Raw genomic sequence first — 15051 nt, forward strand, 5'->3', positions numbered from 1 at the left:
AGGGGGATTATAATGCTAAACATCATGAGAAAATTATCTTTACTATTGGTCTTATTAGTGGTGTTAGTAGCTTGTGCAAGTGAAGGCGGTGAATCAGGAGAAGGGGAAGGAAATCAAATTGAAGAATCTGATGATAATGAGGAACTTGTGGTTGATCTAGATTCAACGCCGTCATCTCTCGATCCACATGCAGCAAATGATGGTATCTCGTTATATGTCATGACAAATATTTATGACACATTAGTCCAAATGAATCAAGATCTTGAGCTTGAACCAAGTTTAGCTAAAAGTTATGAGCAAGTAGATGAAACGACTTGGGAATTTAAGTTAAGGGAAGATGTCACATTTCATGACGGGGAAGTATTTAATGCAGAAGTGGTCAAGATGAACCTCGATCGTGTTTTAGACCCAGATGTAGGGGCACCATTAAGTTTCCTATTTGATATGATTGAAGAGGTAGAAGTCATCAATGATTATACAGTTCAGATTCATACACAATATCCATTTTCAGCACTGCCAGCTCATTTAGCACATCCTGGTGGTCACATGATTAGTCCGAAATCTATTGAAGCGGATTATGAGGGGATGGAGAATGGAGAAAATCCTCTAACTGCTGTTAACGAAAATCCTGTAGGAACTGGTTATTATGAGTTAGAAGAACATAATTCAGGTGAAAATGTGATTTTAACTAAAAACGAAGATTACTGGGGAGAAAACCCTAACTTTAAACGCATTATTTTCAAAGCAGTTCCTGAAGAAAGCTCACGTGTTTCAGAGTTATTAACTGATGAGGCTGATATTATTTATCCGGTAAATACCGATAAAGTGAATAGTATCAATGAGTCAGAAGAAGGTCGCGTTAAAGAATCAGAAAGTGCTAGTATGTCTTATTTAGGTTTTAATGTTGAGAAAGAGCCTTTAAATAATCGTCAAGTACGTAGAGCAATTAATATGGCAATTGATAAAGAAGCTTTAGTAGAAGGTTTGATGAGTGGCGTTCCTTTACCAGCTATTGGTCCATTAGCACCGACGGTTAATGGATATAGTGAAGATTTGGAGTCAATTGATCATAATGTAGAACAGGCTCAACAGATATTAGAAGAAGAAGGCTATGAGGAAGGCTTTAGTCTAGATGTTTATGTCTATGATAAAACGACGGCTGATTCAGCAGTTTATATTCAGTCTGAATTAGAAGAACTCAATATTGAACTCAATATCGAACAATTGGGTATAGGTGCTTATTTAGATTTAACAGCACAAGGTGAGCACGATATGTTAGTAGGTAGTTGGGGCACTGTAACTTTAGATGCTGATTATGGATTATACCCAATGTTCCATTCTGAAAGCGCAGGATCAGCAGGTAATCGTTCATTCTTTAGTAATGAAGAAGTTGATCAATTATTAGAAAAAGCTAGACAATCTAATGATGAAGAAGAACGTTTAGAATTATACGAGGAAGCACAGCAAATCATTATTGATGAATCACCTATCGTCCCATTATATCATTCTGTTTTATTAGCCGGATTGAGTGAAGACATAGAAGGTTTCTTCCAATATCCAAGCAGCTTCCCGTATTTAAAAAACGTTAAGAAAATCGAATAACCTTATAAAAAAATTTGAAAATATTTTTAGCAAAGCAGTTATTAAGCGGAATCAAAACACGTAGACGCCTGGTCGTCACGGGAAAAGCACGCGTCTCGAGACCCCGAGAGATGCACCTGCGTCTTCTCGTAGTGCTTCGAAGCTTGCTTCCTCGGTGCAAGTTGCAGAGTAGCTTACTCGATGATGTTGCCTGGCTCGAGCCGTGCCCCGGTAAAGGAAACATGGCGATTGCGCCAGAAGAGCCGATGTTGAGCTTATGTCACGTAGAACCAAGCGAAGTGTTTTGATGGAGCGTCATTCAAGTAGAAAACCCGGACGATTTATTTTTTAATTAAATCGTCCGGGTTTTACTTTACATTATTAGTTTTTGACTCAAGTTTTTGATTTTATAGGGTTTTGTCTTAGCTTCTAAGTTTAATCCAACTGTTCATATTGAACATCGTCTAAGATCCAGTTGTTATTATCGTAAGTGATGATGTAAATGACATTAACGTGACCAGAATATTCGTTGTTAATTTCTTGTGTGACGTGATAGCTCGTTTCAAATTGTTCGACTTGATAATCGTTGTCTGGATTGATCTTCGTATCGCCACCTGTTGGACGGACATACAAGCCTTCTGTTGAATCACTTGTCAGATCTTCTTCAACGATAAACGTGTCAAACAGATAGTCGATACGAGATTCTGACATGACTGACGAAAGGTCCTCGACGATCTCTTCTTTCGTATCATAATGGGCTAATCGGTGGCTTTCACCTTCGACTGATTCGGTCATTTTATCAATCCCATCATGATAATCAGCTATGACAGATTCGATATCAGGTTCTGGAACGCCTCCACTGCCTTCATTGCCTTCGTTTGTCTCTTGTGATTGGGTCACCGTCGTGCTACCATTTCCAAAGTTAACGGTGAATTCATTAATCGGATCGTAATTAAAGACGACTTCCTCAAGTTGACTCGTTAAGGATTCTTGGTCAATGTCGCTGTTAGACTCATTCGTCAAGTTGATCGTGATCGCTTCATCATTTTCGGTGAATCCCTCGTAATGCAGTGACGAGAATGCATCGTCAATGACATTGTGAATACCTAAATCTAGCTCAACTTGTTGCGCCCCTAGTAAGAGGTCGCTACCGTTGTAGTTTGTGCTAACGCTAGAGCCATCAAAGGCGATAGAGAAGTTGTGAACATTGTCACTTTGGCCAGCGCCACGAAGTTCGATGATCCAATCATTTTCCTCACTAGAACGCTCGATGCGACTGATAACTTTAATATTAATATCGTCCACTGTTCGTAGGACGGAAGCGATCGCTTCTTGTTTCGTCACATTAGTATCGCTTTCATCTGTCACAATAGTTAAATGATCGGCGCTTCCTTGAGAAGGATAAGATTCTTGTAGCGCAGAATATCCGACGTGTACATAATCTCCGAGTTCAACATTTTGTTTGACATCTGAGAACCATGTTGCTGGGAATTGATCGTATTCGTTTTGTTCGGTTCCTGTCACTAAAATGCGCCCATCTTCTTTTGCGACGACATAACCTTTAAGATCCGGTTCATCTTGATTATTAGACGACACATCTTGATTGTTATCTTCTTCACCTTCACCTGGACTAGCTGTGTTACCACTTTCGCCTCCCATTTGGCTAACGACAATGGTAAACGCTAATAACAAGACCGCTGCTAATGGCAAAATCACTTTAAACGGAAATAACGGACGTTTCTCACTTGATTTCGGTTCATTAATTTTAGATAGCACTTGTTGTCGGTCATCATCGGTAAAAGACGTTTGACTTTGGTACGTTTCGCGCAGTTCTTTAAGCTTTTGATCCACGCTGTTCACCCCCTGACTCGATAATGGTTCTGAGTCGGTCTCGGCCGCGTTTTAAACGGGCTTTCACCGTATTCGTCTTCATCTCTAACACTTGGGCAATTTCAAGAATCGATAATTGCTCGAAGTAATAGAAAACGATGACTTCTTTGTATTTCTCAGGTAATTGATAAATCTGTTGTAATAAGATCTCGTTTTCGTCGGCTTCGACTGAAATAGATTCAGGTGTTTGTGTTTCGACTGATTCCTTTTCAGGCGATTGCATTAATTTATCGCGAATCCTCTGTTGACGCTGCTTAAATGAGCGTAAATGGTCTTTACTTTTATTAATCGCAATCCTGTAAAGCCAACTTCGTAATTGTGCTTGCTGATTAAATTGGTCGATTTTTTGGTAGACGGTAATAAAAACATCTTGTGTGACGTCTTCTGCGTCTGCTTCATTTTGAACGTATGAAAGCACGACCCGTTTAATATCGGAACCATAGTATTGCATGCAATAATCGAGTATATCGAGTCGGTCTTGCTCATTGAGTGATGTTTTATCCAAAGCCGCTATCTCTGATACCGACATAACCAGCCCCCTTTCTGTTTTACTAATAAGACGTCGAGAATACCAACTGGGTTGCATCTTTTTAAAATAATTATAACGCTTTTGACGTGATCCAGTGTATAATAAAGGTAATGGGATTATTAACGGAGGAAAAACAAAAACATGGATGATATTGTTCAATATTTACAAGCAAGACAAGAAGAGATGGTGGTGTTGTTACGTGAACTAGTGTTAATCGAATCGCCATCGAATCAACCCGAATTAACCGCACAAATGGGTGATTATTTAGAAAAGACCGTGCAAGAGATGACGAGAGCCACCGTGACACGCCTGCCGAGTGATGACTACTCTCCTCACTTAAAAGCTGAATGGGGCGAAGGTGACGACCAGTTATTGATCGTCACTCATTTTGATACCGTGTGGCCAGAAGGTACGTTAGAGGAGATGCCGTTTAAGATAGAAGATGGTAAAGCATACGGACCTGGAACTTTTGATATGAAAGCGGGAATTGTACAAGCATTATTTGCGCTGCAGGCAATCGAATCGATTAATCAATCGTTTGATAAAAAAATCGTCTTACTCATGACGAGTGATGAAGAATTAGGGAGTCCAACGTCGAAACCGTATATTGAAGCAGAAGCGGCGAAGAGCGATGCAGTCTTCGTACTAGAACCGTCACAAGGTGAACACGGGGCACTTAAAACAGCGCGTAAAGGTGTCGGGACGTATGACATTACGATTCATGGTGTCTCATCACACGCTGGGATTGAGCCAGAAAAAGGCGCGAGTGCGATTGAAGAGTTAGCCGAGCAGATCACATATTTATCGAATTTGACTGATTTAGATAAAGGCACAACGGTCAATGTCGGTATGATTGACGGTGGTTCGTCTAAAAATGTGATTGCTGAAGAAGCGCATGCCGTCGTTGACGTTCGTGTGCAGACAGAAGAGGAGATGAAACGTGTAGCGCCTTTAATTGAATCGATTCAACCAGAAAACGATGATACGAGGGTTGACGTTAAAGGTGAGATATATCGTCCCCCATTAGAGAAAACGGACGGGATCGAAGTACTATTCGAACGAGCACAAGCATTAGCCAAACAGTACTTGTCTATTGATTTAGAAGAAGAATCAACAGGTGGCGGAAGTGATGCGAACTTTACGGCAGCTCTATCACCGACGTTAGATGGTTTAGGCGCTGTAGGAGATGGGGCTCACGCTCATCATGAACACGTCGTGATCGAACAAATGCCAAAACGTAGCGCATTACTCGCCATGCTCCTGTGCGAATACGGCCAGTCATCTTAAACAACATCAGTCTTTGAGCTTTTTCAAAGGCTGATGTTGTTTTTTCAAATAAGACACGTCTTATAATCAATGCTATAATAAAACACATGATGAATATAAAGGAGTCGAGTTATGATTTGCGAGCATCCATATGTGACATTCCGAAGAGAAATCGATCATATACACTTTCAACAAAAAAACATCGAAGACGTTCATTATCTTCGGTTATATCAAGACCGAGTCGAAACGAAAGAAGACACCTTTGCGATTGAAACCGTCTTCGACATGTCATACAAAATGCTGTCTGATCAATACGGCTTTTTTTATTTACACACGACCAAAGGCGTTAGAACCTTTCAAATTAAAGACAATCCTAAAGATTTTATTACGGAATTTCGCAAAGTAGAAGTAAAATAATGGAGGAGCACAATGAGTAAACATGTATTATTAGTCGATGGCATGGCGTTATTATTTCGCGCTTATTATTCAACCGCGATGATGAATAATTTTATGGTCAACAGTCGCGGGATTCCGACGAATGGGATTCACGGCTTTACGAGACATTTGTTAACCGCTGTGGATACATTTAGTCCGACACATATTGTCGCGTGTTGGGATATGGGCAGTCATACGTTTCGTAATGACCTTTTCCCTAATTACAAGGCGAACCGGAGCGCGCCACCTGAACAACTCGTGCCACAGTTTGATTTAGTGAAAGAGGTCACTGAGTCAATGGATATTCCGAACGTTGGCATCCCTGGCTATGAAGCAGATGATTGCATCGGGACATTAGCGTCTCATTATCAACAAGACGCGCATGTGACGATTTTGACCGGGGATCAAGATATTTTACAACTATTAGATGATCAAGTCCACGTCGCATTACTTAAAAAAGGCTACGGCAATTATGATACGTACGACGCTGATCGTTTCGTTGAAGAAAAAGGTATTAAGCCTAAACAAATGATTGAATTGAAAGCGATGATGGGCGATACGAGTGACCATTACCCAGGTGTAAGAGGTGTTGGTGAGAAGACAGCGTTGAAATTATTAATGAAGCACGGGTCATTAGATGCGATCCTCAATAATTTAGAGTCACTTACACCTGCTCAAAAGACGAAATTCGAAACGGATATAGAGATGGTCCACTTATCGCGCCAATTAGCCGAGATTCGCTGTGATGTTGATCTCAGTTGTTCGTTGGATGAGGCTCATTATCGACCTCATCGTGATAAAGTCATTGATAAGTTTAACGAATTCGAATTTAAACGACTGGGTGACTTAGTATAAGGGGGGTTCAAAGTGCGAGTATGGTCGGTACATCCTAAGTATTTAGATGCGAAAGGGTTAGTTGCATTATGGCGCGAAACGTTATTAGCGCAAAAAGTGTTACGTGGTGAGACGAAAGGGTATCGCAATCACCCTCAACTCGTCAGGTTTCGTGAGACCCATGATCCGATAACGGCTATTGGGACGTACTTGACATATGTCCACGAAGAAGCGGTAAGACGAGGGTATCGATTTGATGAGTCTAAAATATATCAAGCGGATCTGAACCTGACTTTAAATGTGACGAAAGGTCAACTAGGCTATGAGTGGCGTCATTTATTATCGAAGTTAGAAGTACGATCCCCCGATACGTTGGAACAATTAAAGTCAGTAACTGAAAACGATATAGAGACGCACCCGATGTTCACAATCATTGATGGAGAGGTGGAACATTGGGAGCGTGTCGAGAAGACATAGAAAGGGGTTAATATGAGTCAATTAACATTAATGAAACCGTCAGCATCACTCGAAACAGCTTTTTTAGACTATATAAATGATTGGCATGGTCACAATGAGAAAGTCGTCCCGCATGCGCAAGATATCAATCCATCAGTATTTCAAGCGAAAGTCGATGAATGGTTAAACCAAGAGAAAGGAATCGGGCTTCAAGAAGATGAGGTCGCGACATCGACACGCTGGTTAGTCGATGACAAATATAAAATCATGGGCGCGTGCGTGATTCGCCATGAATTAGTCGGATCATTAGTCGAAGTAGATGGTTTAGTCGAATTTGGCGTTCGGCCGTCAGAGAGAAATCAAGGTCATGCGACATTTATGCTAAGTGAGGCGATGACGATTTTGAAATCGCACGGTGTCCCTCGAGCGTTAGTGACGTGCCAAGACGGTGACGTAATCACACAGCGAGTTTGTGAAAAAGTTGGCGGACAACAAGGGCTGCCGTTTACAACAGAGAATGGCGATGTCGTTCGCCGGTTTTGGATTGATTTACGCGATTAAGGGGGTTGCGTATGCGGTATATTGATAAATGGCTGATTGGATTGTTAGTGACTAGTATTGTGGTGAATATCATTTTGGTAGCTACCTTAAACAGTAAAATCGATCAACAACGCCATGATATCGAACAGTCTTTACGAAGTGATTTGTATCAAATTAACCAATCACTTGATCGTCAGCAACAAGAAATACGCGAGCAAGAGCAGTGGGTACAAGATATTGAGTTTACGCCAATAGATGACAAGAGTTCGGTTGATGACGTCGTGTTAAAGGCGAACTGGTCGGTTCGTGAAATGTCAGATGGGGCAAATGTTAGTCTGCGGTACCGTCCGGATGACCAAGCAGAGTGGGTGACGGCTGAAACAGAAGAAACGTCACCGTTACAATACACGTCGACCGTTTCGATTGACCCAGAAAACAGCTCATATGAATATCAAGTGATTAGTGAGGGTGAAATGAGTCAAGCGAGTGAAGTACGCCGAATGCCCGATCAATTTTTAAGGCCTATCCCATTATTATCACAAGGTCGCTCTCAGGAAACAGTTGATGGTCAAAAGGTAGTGGAAATCGTCTACGAACAAGTGAGCGAACCGCGATTGTCGTTTCAAGAAGTTGCTAAAGCTGTGGCAACAGTTACATATGAAGATAATAACTCAGAAGAAATTCTATTAAAGCGCTACAAAGAAGCCAATTTTGAACAGGATAACCATCACTTAACGCAAGGGTTAAGTGACGATCGTGCTTGGATATTGCATGTGGAATCAGAAGAACGCGTTAAGCATATTGATTTGCGTGTTGAGTTCAAAAGTGGAAACGTTCATGAAGGGCAAGTTTACCCAAGTGAACAAGACTATATTAAATCCTTTGAAAAGACTCTAAAACAATAATGTATTGAGGTGGGCAAATGAATATATTAGGCATTCACCACGTATCAGCCATGACGAAAAAAGCGCAGCAAAATGTTGATTTTTATACGACAATATTAGGCATGCGGATGGTTAAGAAAACCGTTAACCAGGATGATCCATCGATGTATCATTTGTTTTATGGCGATGAAGTTGGTAACCCAGGGACGGAATTAACGTTTTTCGAAATACCCCAAATTGGGCAAAACCATAATGGAAATCATAGCATTTCGACGACGTCATTAAGAGTCCCTGATGATGAAGCGTTAGAATACTGGCGCGATCGTTTGACGGCATATGAAGTTGATCACGATGGGATTCAAGAGGCGTTTGGTCGCCACGTACTACCATTTCGTGACCACGAGCATCAACGACTTATGCTTGTATCCGACGAGGGTGAACATGGTGTGGCGAGCGGAACGCCTTGGGAGCATTCGAAGGCTAAACGCGAATACGGCATTACAGGTCTTGGTCCCATTCATTTGACAGTGCCTAAAGTCGACTGGCTAGAATCCATTATCGTTGATGTATTAGGATTTACGTTCATTGGTGATTACAACGATCAGAAAGCTAGAACGGTACATGTTTATTCAGTAGAAGAAGGCGGGACGGGCGCCGAAATCCACGTTCATGAACGGTTCGATTTACCACCTGAACGTTTAGGGCGCGGAGGCGTGCATCATGTGGCTTTTCGCGTAGCTGATGAACAAGAGTTGCAACAATGGATCGACCTATTAAATCAAAACGAAGTCGGTAACTCTGGCTTCGTCGACCGCCATTATTTTAAAGCGGTGTATTTCCGCGAACCGAATGGTATTTTATTTGAATTGGCGACTGATGGACCAGGGTTTGCGACAGATGAAGATATGGAACACCTTGGCGAGTCGTTAGCGTTGCCACCGTTTTTAGAAGATAAACGAACTCAAATTGAATCTATATTAGAACCCATTCATTTATAAAACGAGATTATGTATAGTAGGTGCAAAAAAAGATGAGGAAAATTTATTGTCAAAACTGTGATAAGCAAATCGAAACGAAGCACGATTTATTTACGACACAAATATTTTTTATGATTCAAGCGTACTGCAAGTCGTGTTACTTTGACAAAATCAAACAAGTGTCATCACTTGCCGTCAGTAATACGCCATTAAATGGTCGCTACTCTAACTTTTTAGCGCTCATGACATTCATGGGATTGATTATGGTGTATTTTGCGGAGATTCAATATATCAAAATGCCGCTTATTATTGTGTTATCCATAGTATTGTTTATGCGTGTTTATTCTTTCGTGCGTTTTGAACGTCATTTGCTGCTTTAACTAAAAAACCGTCCACCTTGCATTATGAAGATGGACGGTTAAATCGATTGCCAAGCCCTAATATTATCGCAGATATGAAGTAACCTAACATGGTATAAACAATAAAGGCAAAAATAGCTGAGAATTCAATGACATACGTGCCATCGAGGACGGTCGATGGAAAGATACCTGCAAAAGGATAAAGAAGGGGTTCGCTCCATTGGTATATCCATTCTACGAAAGGTGCTGTTTCAGATGCACCGAATAATTTCAAAATAATACGCAAACCTAATATGGCTTGGATGACCCAGACGATAATATTAATTAATTGATTTATGATGGTTATTACTCTCATTATGATCACCTCTTACTACTTAATACCACTCTTCATTTCGCGGTTAAACATCAGATTTGTTAAGTTAATTGGGTGGAATAGGATGTTGAAAAATGGCAAACCTTAAGCGTAAGATGTTTAATTTGCGACTGAACTTAAGGCTAATTATAATGAATGCATGACTATATGATGAAGGTGATGTGTGATGTTTACGGTATTGATTATATCGATTGTGATTATTATTGTCGTTGCTGTGTTAACGGTAATGGCAATCTCGAAGGGGTATTCCTACGAGCATACAGTCGATCCGTTGCCTGAAGAAGAGGGGCAGGATAAAGATAACGCAGAAGAAGATAATGGTAACTAAAAATCCGACTTCCTCACAAGCACTCACTTGTTTGGAAGTCGGATTTTTGATTAATCTAACACAACGTCATTGAAAAACGCTCTGAAATCGTCGTTCGGTGCTGCGCCAACAATACGGTTGACCTCTTCACCATCTTCATAATGAACGACAGTCGGTGTACTTTCAATGCCGTAATTGCGCCAACCTGATTCATATTCAAGTAAATTGAATAACGTTAAGTCAACGCCCATTTCCTCAGCTAAAGGCATGAGGCGTGGTGTTGTTTCCTGACAATAGTGACACTCAGGACTGAAGTAATAAACCGTTAAACTGTCTTCTTCTTCAATTTTTTGGTCGAGTGTGTCTGGTTCCACAGCTTGGCTGTAGTATTCTTCATTCGACGTGTCTTTGCCTTGGTTCGTTAACAAAATTAAAGCGACGAATAAGACGATAATAATGCCGCCGAAAATTAATATCTTTTTCAAGGTGAGTCCTCCTTTACGTTGTCTGTTTCATTTTACGATTCCCTTTAATGCTTAATATGAGGATAAGCGTAAAAGCAGTTCCCGCTAAAAATGGAATCGTTATAAATCCACCCCAATTAATATATTGAGCGGTACACGATACTTCACCACAGCTTAAAGCATTACCTTGTAAAAATGTGATTTTTTGAATCGTGTAATGATAGATCGAGATAGCTAGTCCAATACTTGAAAAGACGATGCTATAATTAAATACATGTCTGTCTTTTGATACGATGCCAATCAACAATATTAAAACGAGTGGATACATTAATATTCTCTGGTACCAGCATAGAAGACAAGGTTCAAATTGACGAATTTCTGAGAAGTATAATGAACCGAGTGTTGCTATTAATGCAATACCCCACGCGATGATGGCTATATTTTCCGTTTGTTTTTGCATGCCTATAGACTCCTTTTTAACAGAAAACATCTAAACTAAATTATAGTACGAAACGGTTAAAAAAGTAAGTTATTTTATGAACATTTTCTAACGTCATGAAAATAGTGTATGATAAGAAAAGATTGGAGGAGAAGACATGAAGCAATTGAATCTTTTACATATTAGTAGCCGTATCGCGACAGCATTTTTGACAATGTTATTAACGGCTATTGCCTACTTAGCTTTTACAGAGTTCAATTTACCCGAAGTTTATAACCTACTATCCAACCCTTATGTATGGCTTATTTTTATTATTTATCTTGTGATATGTTCATACATTAATGAATGGTTGGCTAAAAAGTTAAATGATTCATCACGGCGTATGTTTGTATCATTGTATATGATGTCTGCTATGGTGATTTGGTTTATAGTTTATATACCGTTAGTATCAGCATCGTTTGCTGCATATCTCTATATTGTGCTCTATAGTAGTTTGTTTACTGTTATGGCATTTCTGTTGTTTTATTTTATTGAACAATTTGTACGACGATCAAAACAGCGTCCAGCTTGGATAGGAATCCCTGCTATCGCCATACTAGTGATTGCGTTAATCTGGAATCCGACGATAAAATCAGGTTATAGCGTAGCGTCCAACAGCGAACAACTTGACGTTCATTTTGATCAGTTGAATGGTTTGGAAACCATTCATATTCCGGTTGAAGCTGATGAGCAATATGAAATTCGTGTAAAATGGGATTTAATGCATGATAGGCCACACGGTTTGGAGCGCCATCCTGGAACGAGTGATTACGGTGATTTGTCGTATGTAGGTGACGACGATTGGCTGTATGAATTTAACGCAACGGCATCTGGTGATGTGCCATTTACATTTTATGGTCATAATATCGAAGGCACGATTACGTTTACATGGAAAAACGTCTCGGAAGGATAATCTTTCGAGACGTTTTTTTAGGTTGATTTGATTTTTCGTTTGTAATCATACATTGCTCTGTCAGCTTTAGAAATATAATGATCGACATTTTTATGGTGGATGAGCGAACGAATGTCTTCTGATTCTAGCGTGACAAATCCAAATGAGAGTGAACAAATATCAGATTTTTCACGGAATTGGTGATCAAGGTTATGAACGATCTCGGTTAACGTGTCTAACTCATATTCGGTGGTCATTAAGATGAATTCGTCGCCACCAATTCGAAAGACGCGAGTGCGGTCGGTTTGGACATCAGCTATTAGGTTTGCAAACAATTTGAGCAGTCCATCGCCGGCTAAGTGGCCAAAGTTATCATTCACATACTTTAAATCATTAAAGTCTATGACTGCAAAGGATAAACGTTTCGGTACTTGTTCCGCATTATATAATTTTTTTATCTCATCGTAGAAGTGTTGTCGATTATGGAGGTCTGTTAATGGATCTGTAATACTTTTATCTTTTAATTGTTCTAATGCTTTGTTCAATTGTTTTTCGCTAATTGCTTTTTCAACGTATAGCTCGTTTAATTGGTTCGTCGCTTCGTAAATATTCGTAATTGAATTCAAATAAGAATCCGGAAATGGTGTGAGTATGAACCAATAATTTTGATTATCTATTATGTATTCAACAATATAAGGCAAGGGTTCCTCGTTGAATTTTAAGTAGATATCTGATGTATTACCTTCTTGATCATTTAATATTTGGTCCATTCGGTTTAACGATTGGCTATCGACATAGTTGAAAATGGTATCAGATGGCTTTATATGATCAGCTAAACGCCCCGTAACATCAAGAATAACCCCTTTATGGTCAGTTCTTATCACAATGGTGTTCGATTGGTTTAACATTTGAACGATCTTTTGATTGAATTCATTGATGGGAATCGCCCCCGTCATCCAGATGATCAATGGCTTGTGTTAAGCAAGATTGAAAGAAAAATTGTTCGGCATCATCATCGATTGTTTTCGGTATTGCGTCTATTAGTAGTCGGTAGTTTTGGATAATATGATCGCGATCAATACCTCGACTCGTTAACACTTCATTAAGCCATGATGTGTAATCTAAGAAAATGGATGTAGATTGTAATTGAAAGCTTGTCGTTAGATATTGCAAGTGGTAAAAGTTATCTTCACGACAACGTTCAAGGCCTCTTTCACCAAATCGGTCATATAACTCAGGTGTTTCTTGGTATATCGCACTGACAACTGAATCGACTAGTTGTTGGTATGGAACGTGTTGCATGAGTTCTGCTGGATACATTAGTTAGCGACCACCTTATACTTATAAACTCGTGGCACAATTTGGGCTAATTCTTGATCGGGATAGTTTTTTTCAAGTTCATGAATTTGTTTGAATTGTTCGCTTCGTGCCCAGTTTAAGTAATCCTGCTTCGTTTCCCAAATCGTATGAACCGTTAATTCTTGTGGTTTCTTGTCGTTTTGCAGGAGTTCGAATTTGATAAATCCTGGCTGTTCGTCGACTTTGCGCGAACGGTTTTGGTAAATGCTAATCAGTTCATCTTCTTTACCTTCAGGGACAACGACTGTTGAATCGACAATATACATGTTATTCACCTTCTTCAAGTATCCATTGATGGAGGTCTTCAATACTATCAAAATAATAATCGTGAACGAGTTGATTGCGGAGGTGTGGGTGATTCATCAGTGCATAACCACCAATAACAATGCCAGTATGATTTAATGATGGTTCCTGACGTATGAGTTCACCTAATTCCTTCGCTTTCGTTAAATGATTCGGCAATGTAACCGAATAACAAATATAATCGGGTTTCACGTCTTTTAGTGATTCCATAATATGATGGTTTGGGACGTCAGCTCCGTAAAAATAAGTCACGAATCCTTGCTCCAAAAATAAATTGCGGATTATTTGAATTCCTAAATTGTGTTGGTTGGTCTCAATAGAAAATAACGCCACAGATTGCAATGTTTGTTGTTTTGATTCAATCGCATGAATCGTTAATTGTGTAATGACAAACTGTGATACGGCCGTAGCTAAGTGTTCTTGAGCGACACTCAGTTCGTTTGTTTGCCAATGCTTCCCTACATCGTACATCGCATGTGCAATGAGGCGATAGGCATCCACCGTAGGATGTTCTTTAACGACAGATTGAATGATGTTATAGGCTTGATCAGTGTTGCCTGACAAAATAGCTTCATAGTATTGTGTTAAAGAATCGGTAGAGTACATCATACAACCTCACAAAATTACAGGATTCGATATTACCATTATATAGGGGAATCGTCTTTAATTAAAGACGATAGCCTTATTTCGTGATAAAAGGATTTACAACATAGATTGATTGTTATATTATTATATAAGCATTTACTTATATAAAAGTGGTGATCATGTGTCAGTTCAAATACAATCAGTTGCGGGAACATCGCAAATGTTAAAGTTATTAGGCGATCAAAATCGCTTGCGCATCATGCAATTTATTTATGAACGTGAATGTTGTGTTTGTGAATTAGTAGAGGTAATCGATTTATCGCAGCCGGCGATTAGTCAGCATTTACGTAAATTACGAGACGGTGGTCTAGTACGTGAGCAACGAAAAGGATCATGGGTGTTCTATCGTTTTAATGATGACCATCAGACGGCTTCATTGATGGAACATATTATTACGTCCTTGCCACGTATTAAGGATGAATTAGAGCAACTAGAACGCGAGGGGCGCAATGTCATTTGCGATTAATCAATAAGGAGTT

General features: G+C 39.8%; 21 protein-coding genes. 12 read left to right on the plus strand and 9 right to left on the minus strand.

The window, feature by feature from the left end; genetic code table 11:
* Positions 1 to 12: 12 nt before the first annotated feature.
* A complete protein-coding gene (locus ABID56_RS09785) occupies positions 13 to 1602 on the plus strand; it encodes a glutathione ABC transporter substrate-binding protein (protein ID WP_354220690.1) in 1590 nt (529 codons plus the stop codon).
* 414 nt (positions 1603 to 2016) lie between these two features.
* On the opposite strand, the gene ABID56_RS09790 is transcribed toward ABID56_RS09785, so the two are convergent.
* Together ABID56_RS09790 and ABID56_RS09795 are read right to left on the minus strand one after the other, a co-directional pair.
* The gene (locus tag ABID56_RS09790) at positions 2017 to 3432 is read right to left on the minus strand and encodes a DUF3221 domain-containing protein (protein ID WP_354220692.1); all 1416 of its coding nucleotides are present in this window, start codon (positions 3430 to 3432) and stop codon (positions 2017 to 2019) included.
* Positions 3416 to 4000 carry a sigma-70 family RNA polymerase sigma factor gene (locus ABID56_RS09795; protein ID WP_354220694.1) on the minus strand — a complete coding sequence of 195 codons (585 nt, stop codon included), beginning with the start codon at positions 3998 to 4000 and terminating at the stop codon, positions 3416 to 3418. Before ABID56_RS09795 ends, ABID56_RS09790 begins: the two co-directional genes overlap by 17 nt.
* Positions 4001 to 4141: 141 nt before the next feature.
* Between ABID56_RS09795 and ABID56_RS09800 the strand changes: the two genes are divergently transcribed.
* The 8 genes from ABID56_RS09800 (at position 4142) to ABID56_RS09835 (ending at position 9772) form a co-directional block, all read left to right on the plus strand.
* Entirely contained in the window at positions 4142 to 5287 is a 1146-nt protein-coding gene (locus ABID56_RS09800) for a M20 family metallopeptidase (RefSeq protein ID WP_354220696.1), read from the plus strand.
* A 111-nt stretch (positions 5288 to 5398) separates the two neighbouring features.
* Positions 5399 to 5683: a hypothetical protein gene (locus tag ABID56_RS09805; protein ID WP_354220698.1), complete on the plus strand. Its 285-nt coding sequence runs from the start codon at positions 5399 to 5401 to the stop codon at positions 5681 to 5683.
* A 12-nt stretch (positions 5684 to 5695) separates the two neighbouring features.
* Positions 5696 to 6556: a 5'-3' exonuclease gene (locus tag ABID56_RS09810; RefSeq protein WP_354220700.1), complete on the plus strand. Its 861-nt coding sequence runs from the start codon at positions 5696 to 5698 to the stop codon at positions 6554 to 6556.
* Between the two features lie 12 nt (positions 6557 to 6568).
* The gene (locus tag ABID56_RS09815) at positions 6569 to 7012 is read left to right on the plus strand and encodes a pyrimidine dimer DNA glycosylase/endonuclease V (protein ID WP_354220702.1); all 444 of its coding nucleotides are present in this window, start codon (positions 6569 to 6571) and stop codon (positions 7010 to 7012) included.
* A 12-nt stretch (positions 7013 to 7024) separates the two neighbouring features.
* Positions 7025 to 7552: a GNAT family N-acetyltransferase gene (locus ABID56_RS09820; RefSeq protein WP_354220704.1), complete on the plus strand. Its 528-nt coding sequence runs from the start codon at positions 7025 to 7027 to the stop codon at positions 7550 to 7552.
* Positions 7553 to 7563: 11 nt separating this feature from the next.
* Positions 7564 to 8436, plus strand: a complete 873-nt coding sequence (locus tag ABID56_RS09825; protein WP_354220706.1) for a hypothetical protein — start codon at positions 7564 to 7566, stop codon at positions 8434 to 8436.
* 17 nt (positions 8437 to 8453) lie between these two features.
* A complete protein-coding gene (locus ABID56_RS09830) occupies positions 8454 to 9413 on the plus strand; it encodes a ring-cleaving dioxygenase (RefSeq protein WP_354220708.1) in 960 nt (319 codons plus the stop codon).
* Between the two features lie 32 nt (positions 9414 to 9445).
* A complete protein-coding gene (locus ABID56_RS09835) occupies positions 9446 to 9772 on the plus strand; it encodes a hypothetical protein (RefSeq protein WP_354220710.1) in 327 nt (108 codons plus the stop codon).
* A gap of 22 nt (positions 9773 to 9794) precedes the next feature.
* Here ABID56_RS09835 and ABID56_RS09840 read toward each other — a convergent pair whose 3' ends face one another.
* Positions 9795 to 10106, minus strand: coding sequence for a YggT family protein (locus ABID56_RS09840; RefSeq protein WP_354220712.1), 312 nt, complete (start codon positions 10104 to 10106; stop codon positions 9795 to 9797).
* Between the two features lie 184 nt (positions 10107 to 10290).
* On the opposite strand from ABID56_RS09840, the gene ytzI reads away from it, so the two are divergent.
* Positions 10291 to 10452: a YtzI protein gene (ytzI, locus tag ABID56_RS09845; RefSeq protein ID WP_354220714.1), complete on the plus strand. Its 162-nt coding sequence runs from the start codon at positions 10291 to 10293 to the stop codon at positions 10450 to 10452.
* A gap of 50 nt (positions 10453 to 10502) precedes the next feature.
* Here ytzI and ABID56_RS09850 read toward each other — a convergent pair whose 3' ends face one another.
* Together ABID56_RS09850 and ABID56_RS09855 are read right to left on the minus strand one after the other, a co-directional pair.
* Positions 10503 to 10916: a thioredoxin family protein gene (locus ABID56_RS09850; RefSeq protein ID WP_354220716.1), complete on the minus strand. Its 414-nt coding sequence runs from the start codon at positions 10914 to 10916 to the stop codon at positions 10503 to 10505.
* A 13-nt stretch (positions 10917 to 10929) separates the two neighbouring features.
* Positions 10930 to 11355 carry a disulfide oxidoreductase gene (locus ABID56_RS09855; protein ID WP_354220718.1) on the minus strand — a complete coding sequence of 142 codons (426 nt, stop codon included), beginning with the start codon at positions 11353 to 11355 and terminating at the stop codon, positions 10930 to 10932.
* Between the two features lie 136 nt (positions 11356 to 11491).
* Between ABID56_RS09855 and ABID56_RS09860 the strand changes: the two genes are divergently transcribed.
* Entirely contained in the window at positions 11492 to 12286 is a 795-nt protein-coding gene (locus tag ABID56_RS09860; RefSeq protein WP_354220720.1) for a hypothetical protein, read from the plus strand.
* A 17-nt stretch (positions 12287 to 12303) separates the two neighbouring features.
* Here the strand turns inward: ABID56_RS09860 and ABID56_RS09865 are convergent, their stop codons facing one another.
* The 4 genes from ABID56_RS09865 to ABID56_RS09880 are packed head-to-tail and all read right to left on the minus strand — an operon-like array spanning position 12304 to position 14533.
* Positions 12304 to 13221 carry a GGDEF domain-containing protein gene (locus tag ABID56_RS09865; protein WP_354220722.1) on the minus strand — a complete coding sequence of 306 codons (918 nt, stop codon included), beginning with the start codon at positions 13219 to 13221 and terminating at the stop codon, positions 12304 to 12306.
* The gene (locus tag ABID56_RS09870) at positions 13196 to 13585 is read right to left on the minus strand and encodes a hypothetical protein (RefSeq protein ID WP_354220724.1); all 390 of its coding nucleotides are present in this window, start codon (positions 13583 to 13585) and stop codon (positions 13196 to 13198) included. The genes ABID56_RS09865 and ABID56_RS09870 overlap by 26 nt, the downstream gene beginning before the upstream one ends.
* Positions 13585 to 13890, minus strand: a complete 306-nt coding sequence (locus tag ABID56_RS09875; RefSeq protein WP_354220726.1) for an antibiotic biosynthesis monooxygenase family protein — start codon at positions 13888 to 13890, stop codon at positions 13585 to 13587. Before ABID56_RS09875 ends, ABID56_RS09870 begins: the two co-directional genes overlap by 1 nt.
* A 1-nt stretch (position 13891) precedes the next feature.
* Positions 13892 to 14533 (minus strand): cobalamin B12-binding domain-containing protein, encoded by a 642-nt coding sequence (locus ABID56_RS09880; RefSeq protein ID WP_354220728.1) that lies wholly within the window; start codon positions 14531 to 14533, stop codon positions 13892 to 13894.
* Between the two features lie 160 nt (positions 14534 to 14693).
* On the opposite strand from ABID56_RS09880, the gene ABID56_RS09885 reads away from it, so the two are divergent.
* Entirely contained in the window at positions 14694 to 15038 is a 345-nt protein-coding gene (locus tag ABID56_RS09885) for an ArsR/SmtB family transcription factor (RefSeq protein WP_354220730.1), read from the plus strand.
* The last annotated feature ends 13 nt before the right edge of the window (positions 15039 to 15051 follow it).

Source organism: Alkalibacillus flavidus (assembly GCF_040545925.1).
GTDB lineage: Bacteria > Bacillota > Bacilli > Bacillales > Alkalibacillaceae > Alkalibacillus > Alkalibacillus flavidus.

Coding starts and splice junctions, on each gene's coding strand:
- ABID56_RS09870 (WP_354220724.1), bottom strand. CDS start 13,585: ATGTATCCAGCAGAACTCATGCAACACGTTCCATACCAACAACTAGTC.
- ABID56_RS09795 (WP_354220694.1), bottom strand. CDS start 4,000: ATGTCGGTATCAGAGATAGCGGCTTTGGATAAAACATCACTCAATGAG.
- ABID56_RS09840 (WP_354220712.1), bottom strand. CDS start 10,106: ATGAGAGTAATAACCATCATAAATCAATTAATTAATATTATCGTCTGG.
- ABID56_RS09865 (WP_354220722.1), bottom strand. CDS start 13,221: ATGACGGGGGCGATTCCCATCAATGAATTCAATCAAAAGATCGTTCAA.
- ytzI (WP_354220714.1), top strand. CDS start 10,291: ATGTTTACGGTATTGATTATATCGATTGTGATTATTATTGTCGTTGCT.
- ABID56_RS09855 (WP_354220718.1), bottom strand. CDS start 11,355: ATGCAAAAACAAACGGAAAATATAGCCATCATCGCGTGGGGTATTGCA.
- ABID56_RS09880 (WP_354220728.1), bottom strand. CDS start 14,533: ATGTACTCTACCGATTCTTTAACACAATACTATGAAGCTATTTTGTCA.
- ABID56_RS09860 (WP_354220720.1), top strand. CDS start 11,492: ATGAAGCAATTGAATCTTTTACATATTAGTAGCCGTATCGCGACAGCA.
- ABID56_RS09810 (WP_354220700.1), top strand. CDS start 5,696: ATGAGTAAACATGTATTATTAGTCGATGGCATGGCGTTATTATTTCGC.
- ABID56_RS09875 (WP_354220726.1), bottom strand. CDS start 13,890: ATGTATATTGTCGATTCAACAGTCGTTGTCCCTGAAGGTAAAGAAGAT.
- ABID56_RS09785 (WP_354220690.1), top strand. CDS start 13: ATGCTAAACATCATGAGAAAATTATCTTTACTATTGGTCTTATTAGTG.
- ABID56_RS09820 (WP_354220704.1), top strand. CDS start 7,025: ATGAGTCAATTAACATTAATGAAACCGTCAGCATCACTCGAAACAGCT.
- ABID56_RS09825 (WP_354220706.1), top strand. CDS start 7,564: ATGCGGTATATTGATAAATGGCTGATTGGATTGTTAGTGACTAGTATT.
- ABID56_RS09835 (WP_354220710.1), top strand. CDS start 9,446: ATGAGGAAAATTTATTGTCAAAACTGTGATAAGCAAATCGAAACGAAG.
- ABID56_RS09800 (WP_354220696.1), top strand. CDS start 4,142: ATGGATGATATTGTTCAATATTTACAAGCAAGACAAGAAGAGATGGTG.
- ABID56_RS09830 (WP_354220708.1), top strand. CDS start 8,454: ATGAATATATTAGGCATTCACCACGTATCAGCCATGACGAAAAAAGCG.
- ABID56_RS09805 (WP_354220698.1), top strand. CDS start 5,399: ATGATTTGCGAGCATCCATATGTGACATTCCGAAGAGAAATCGATCAT.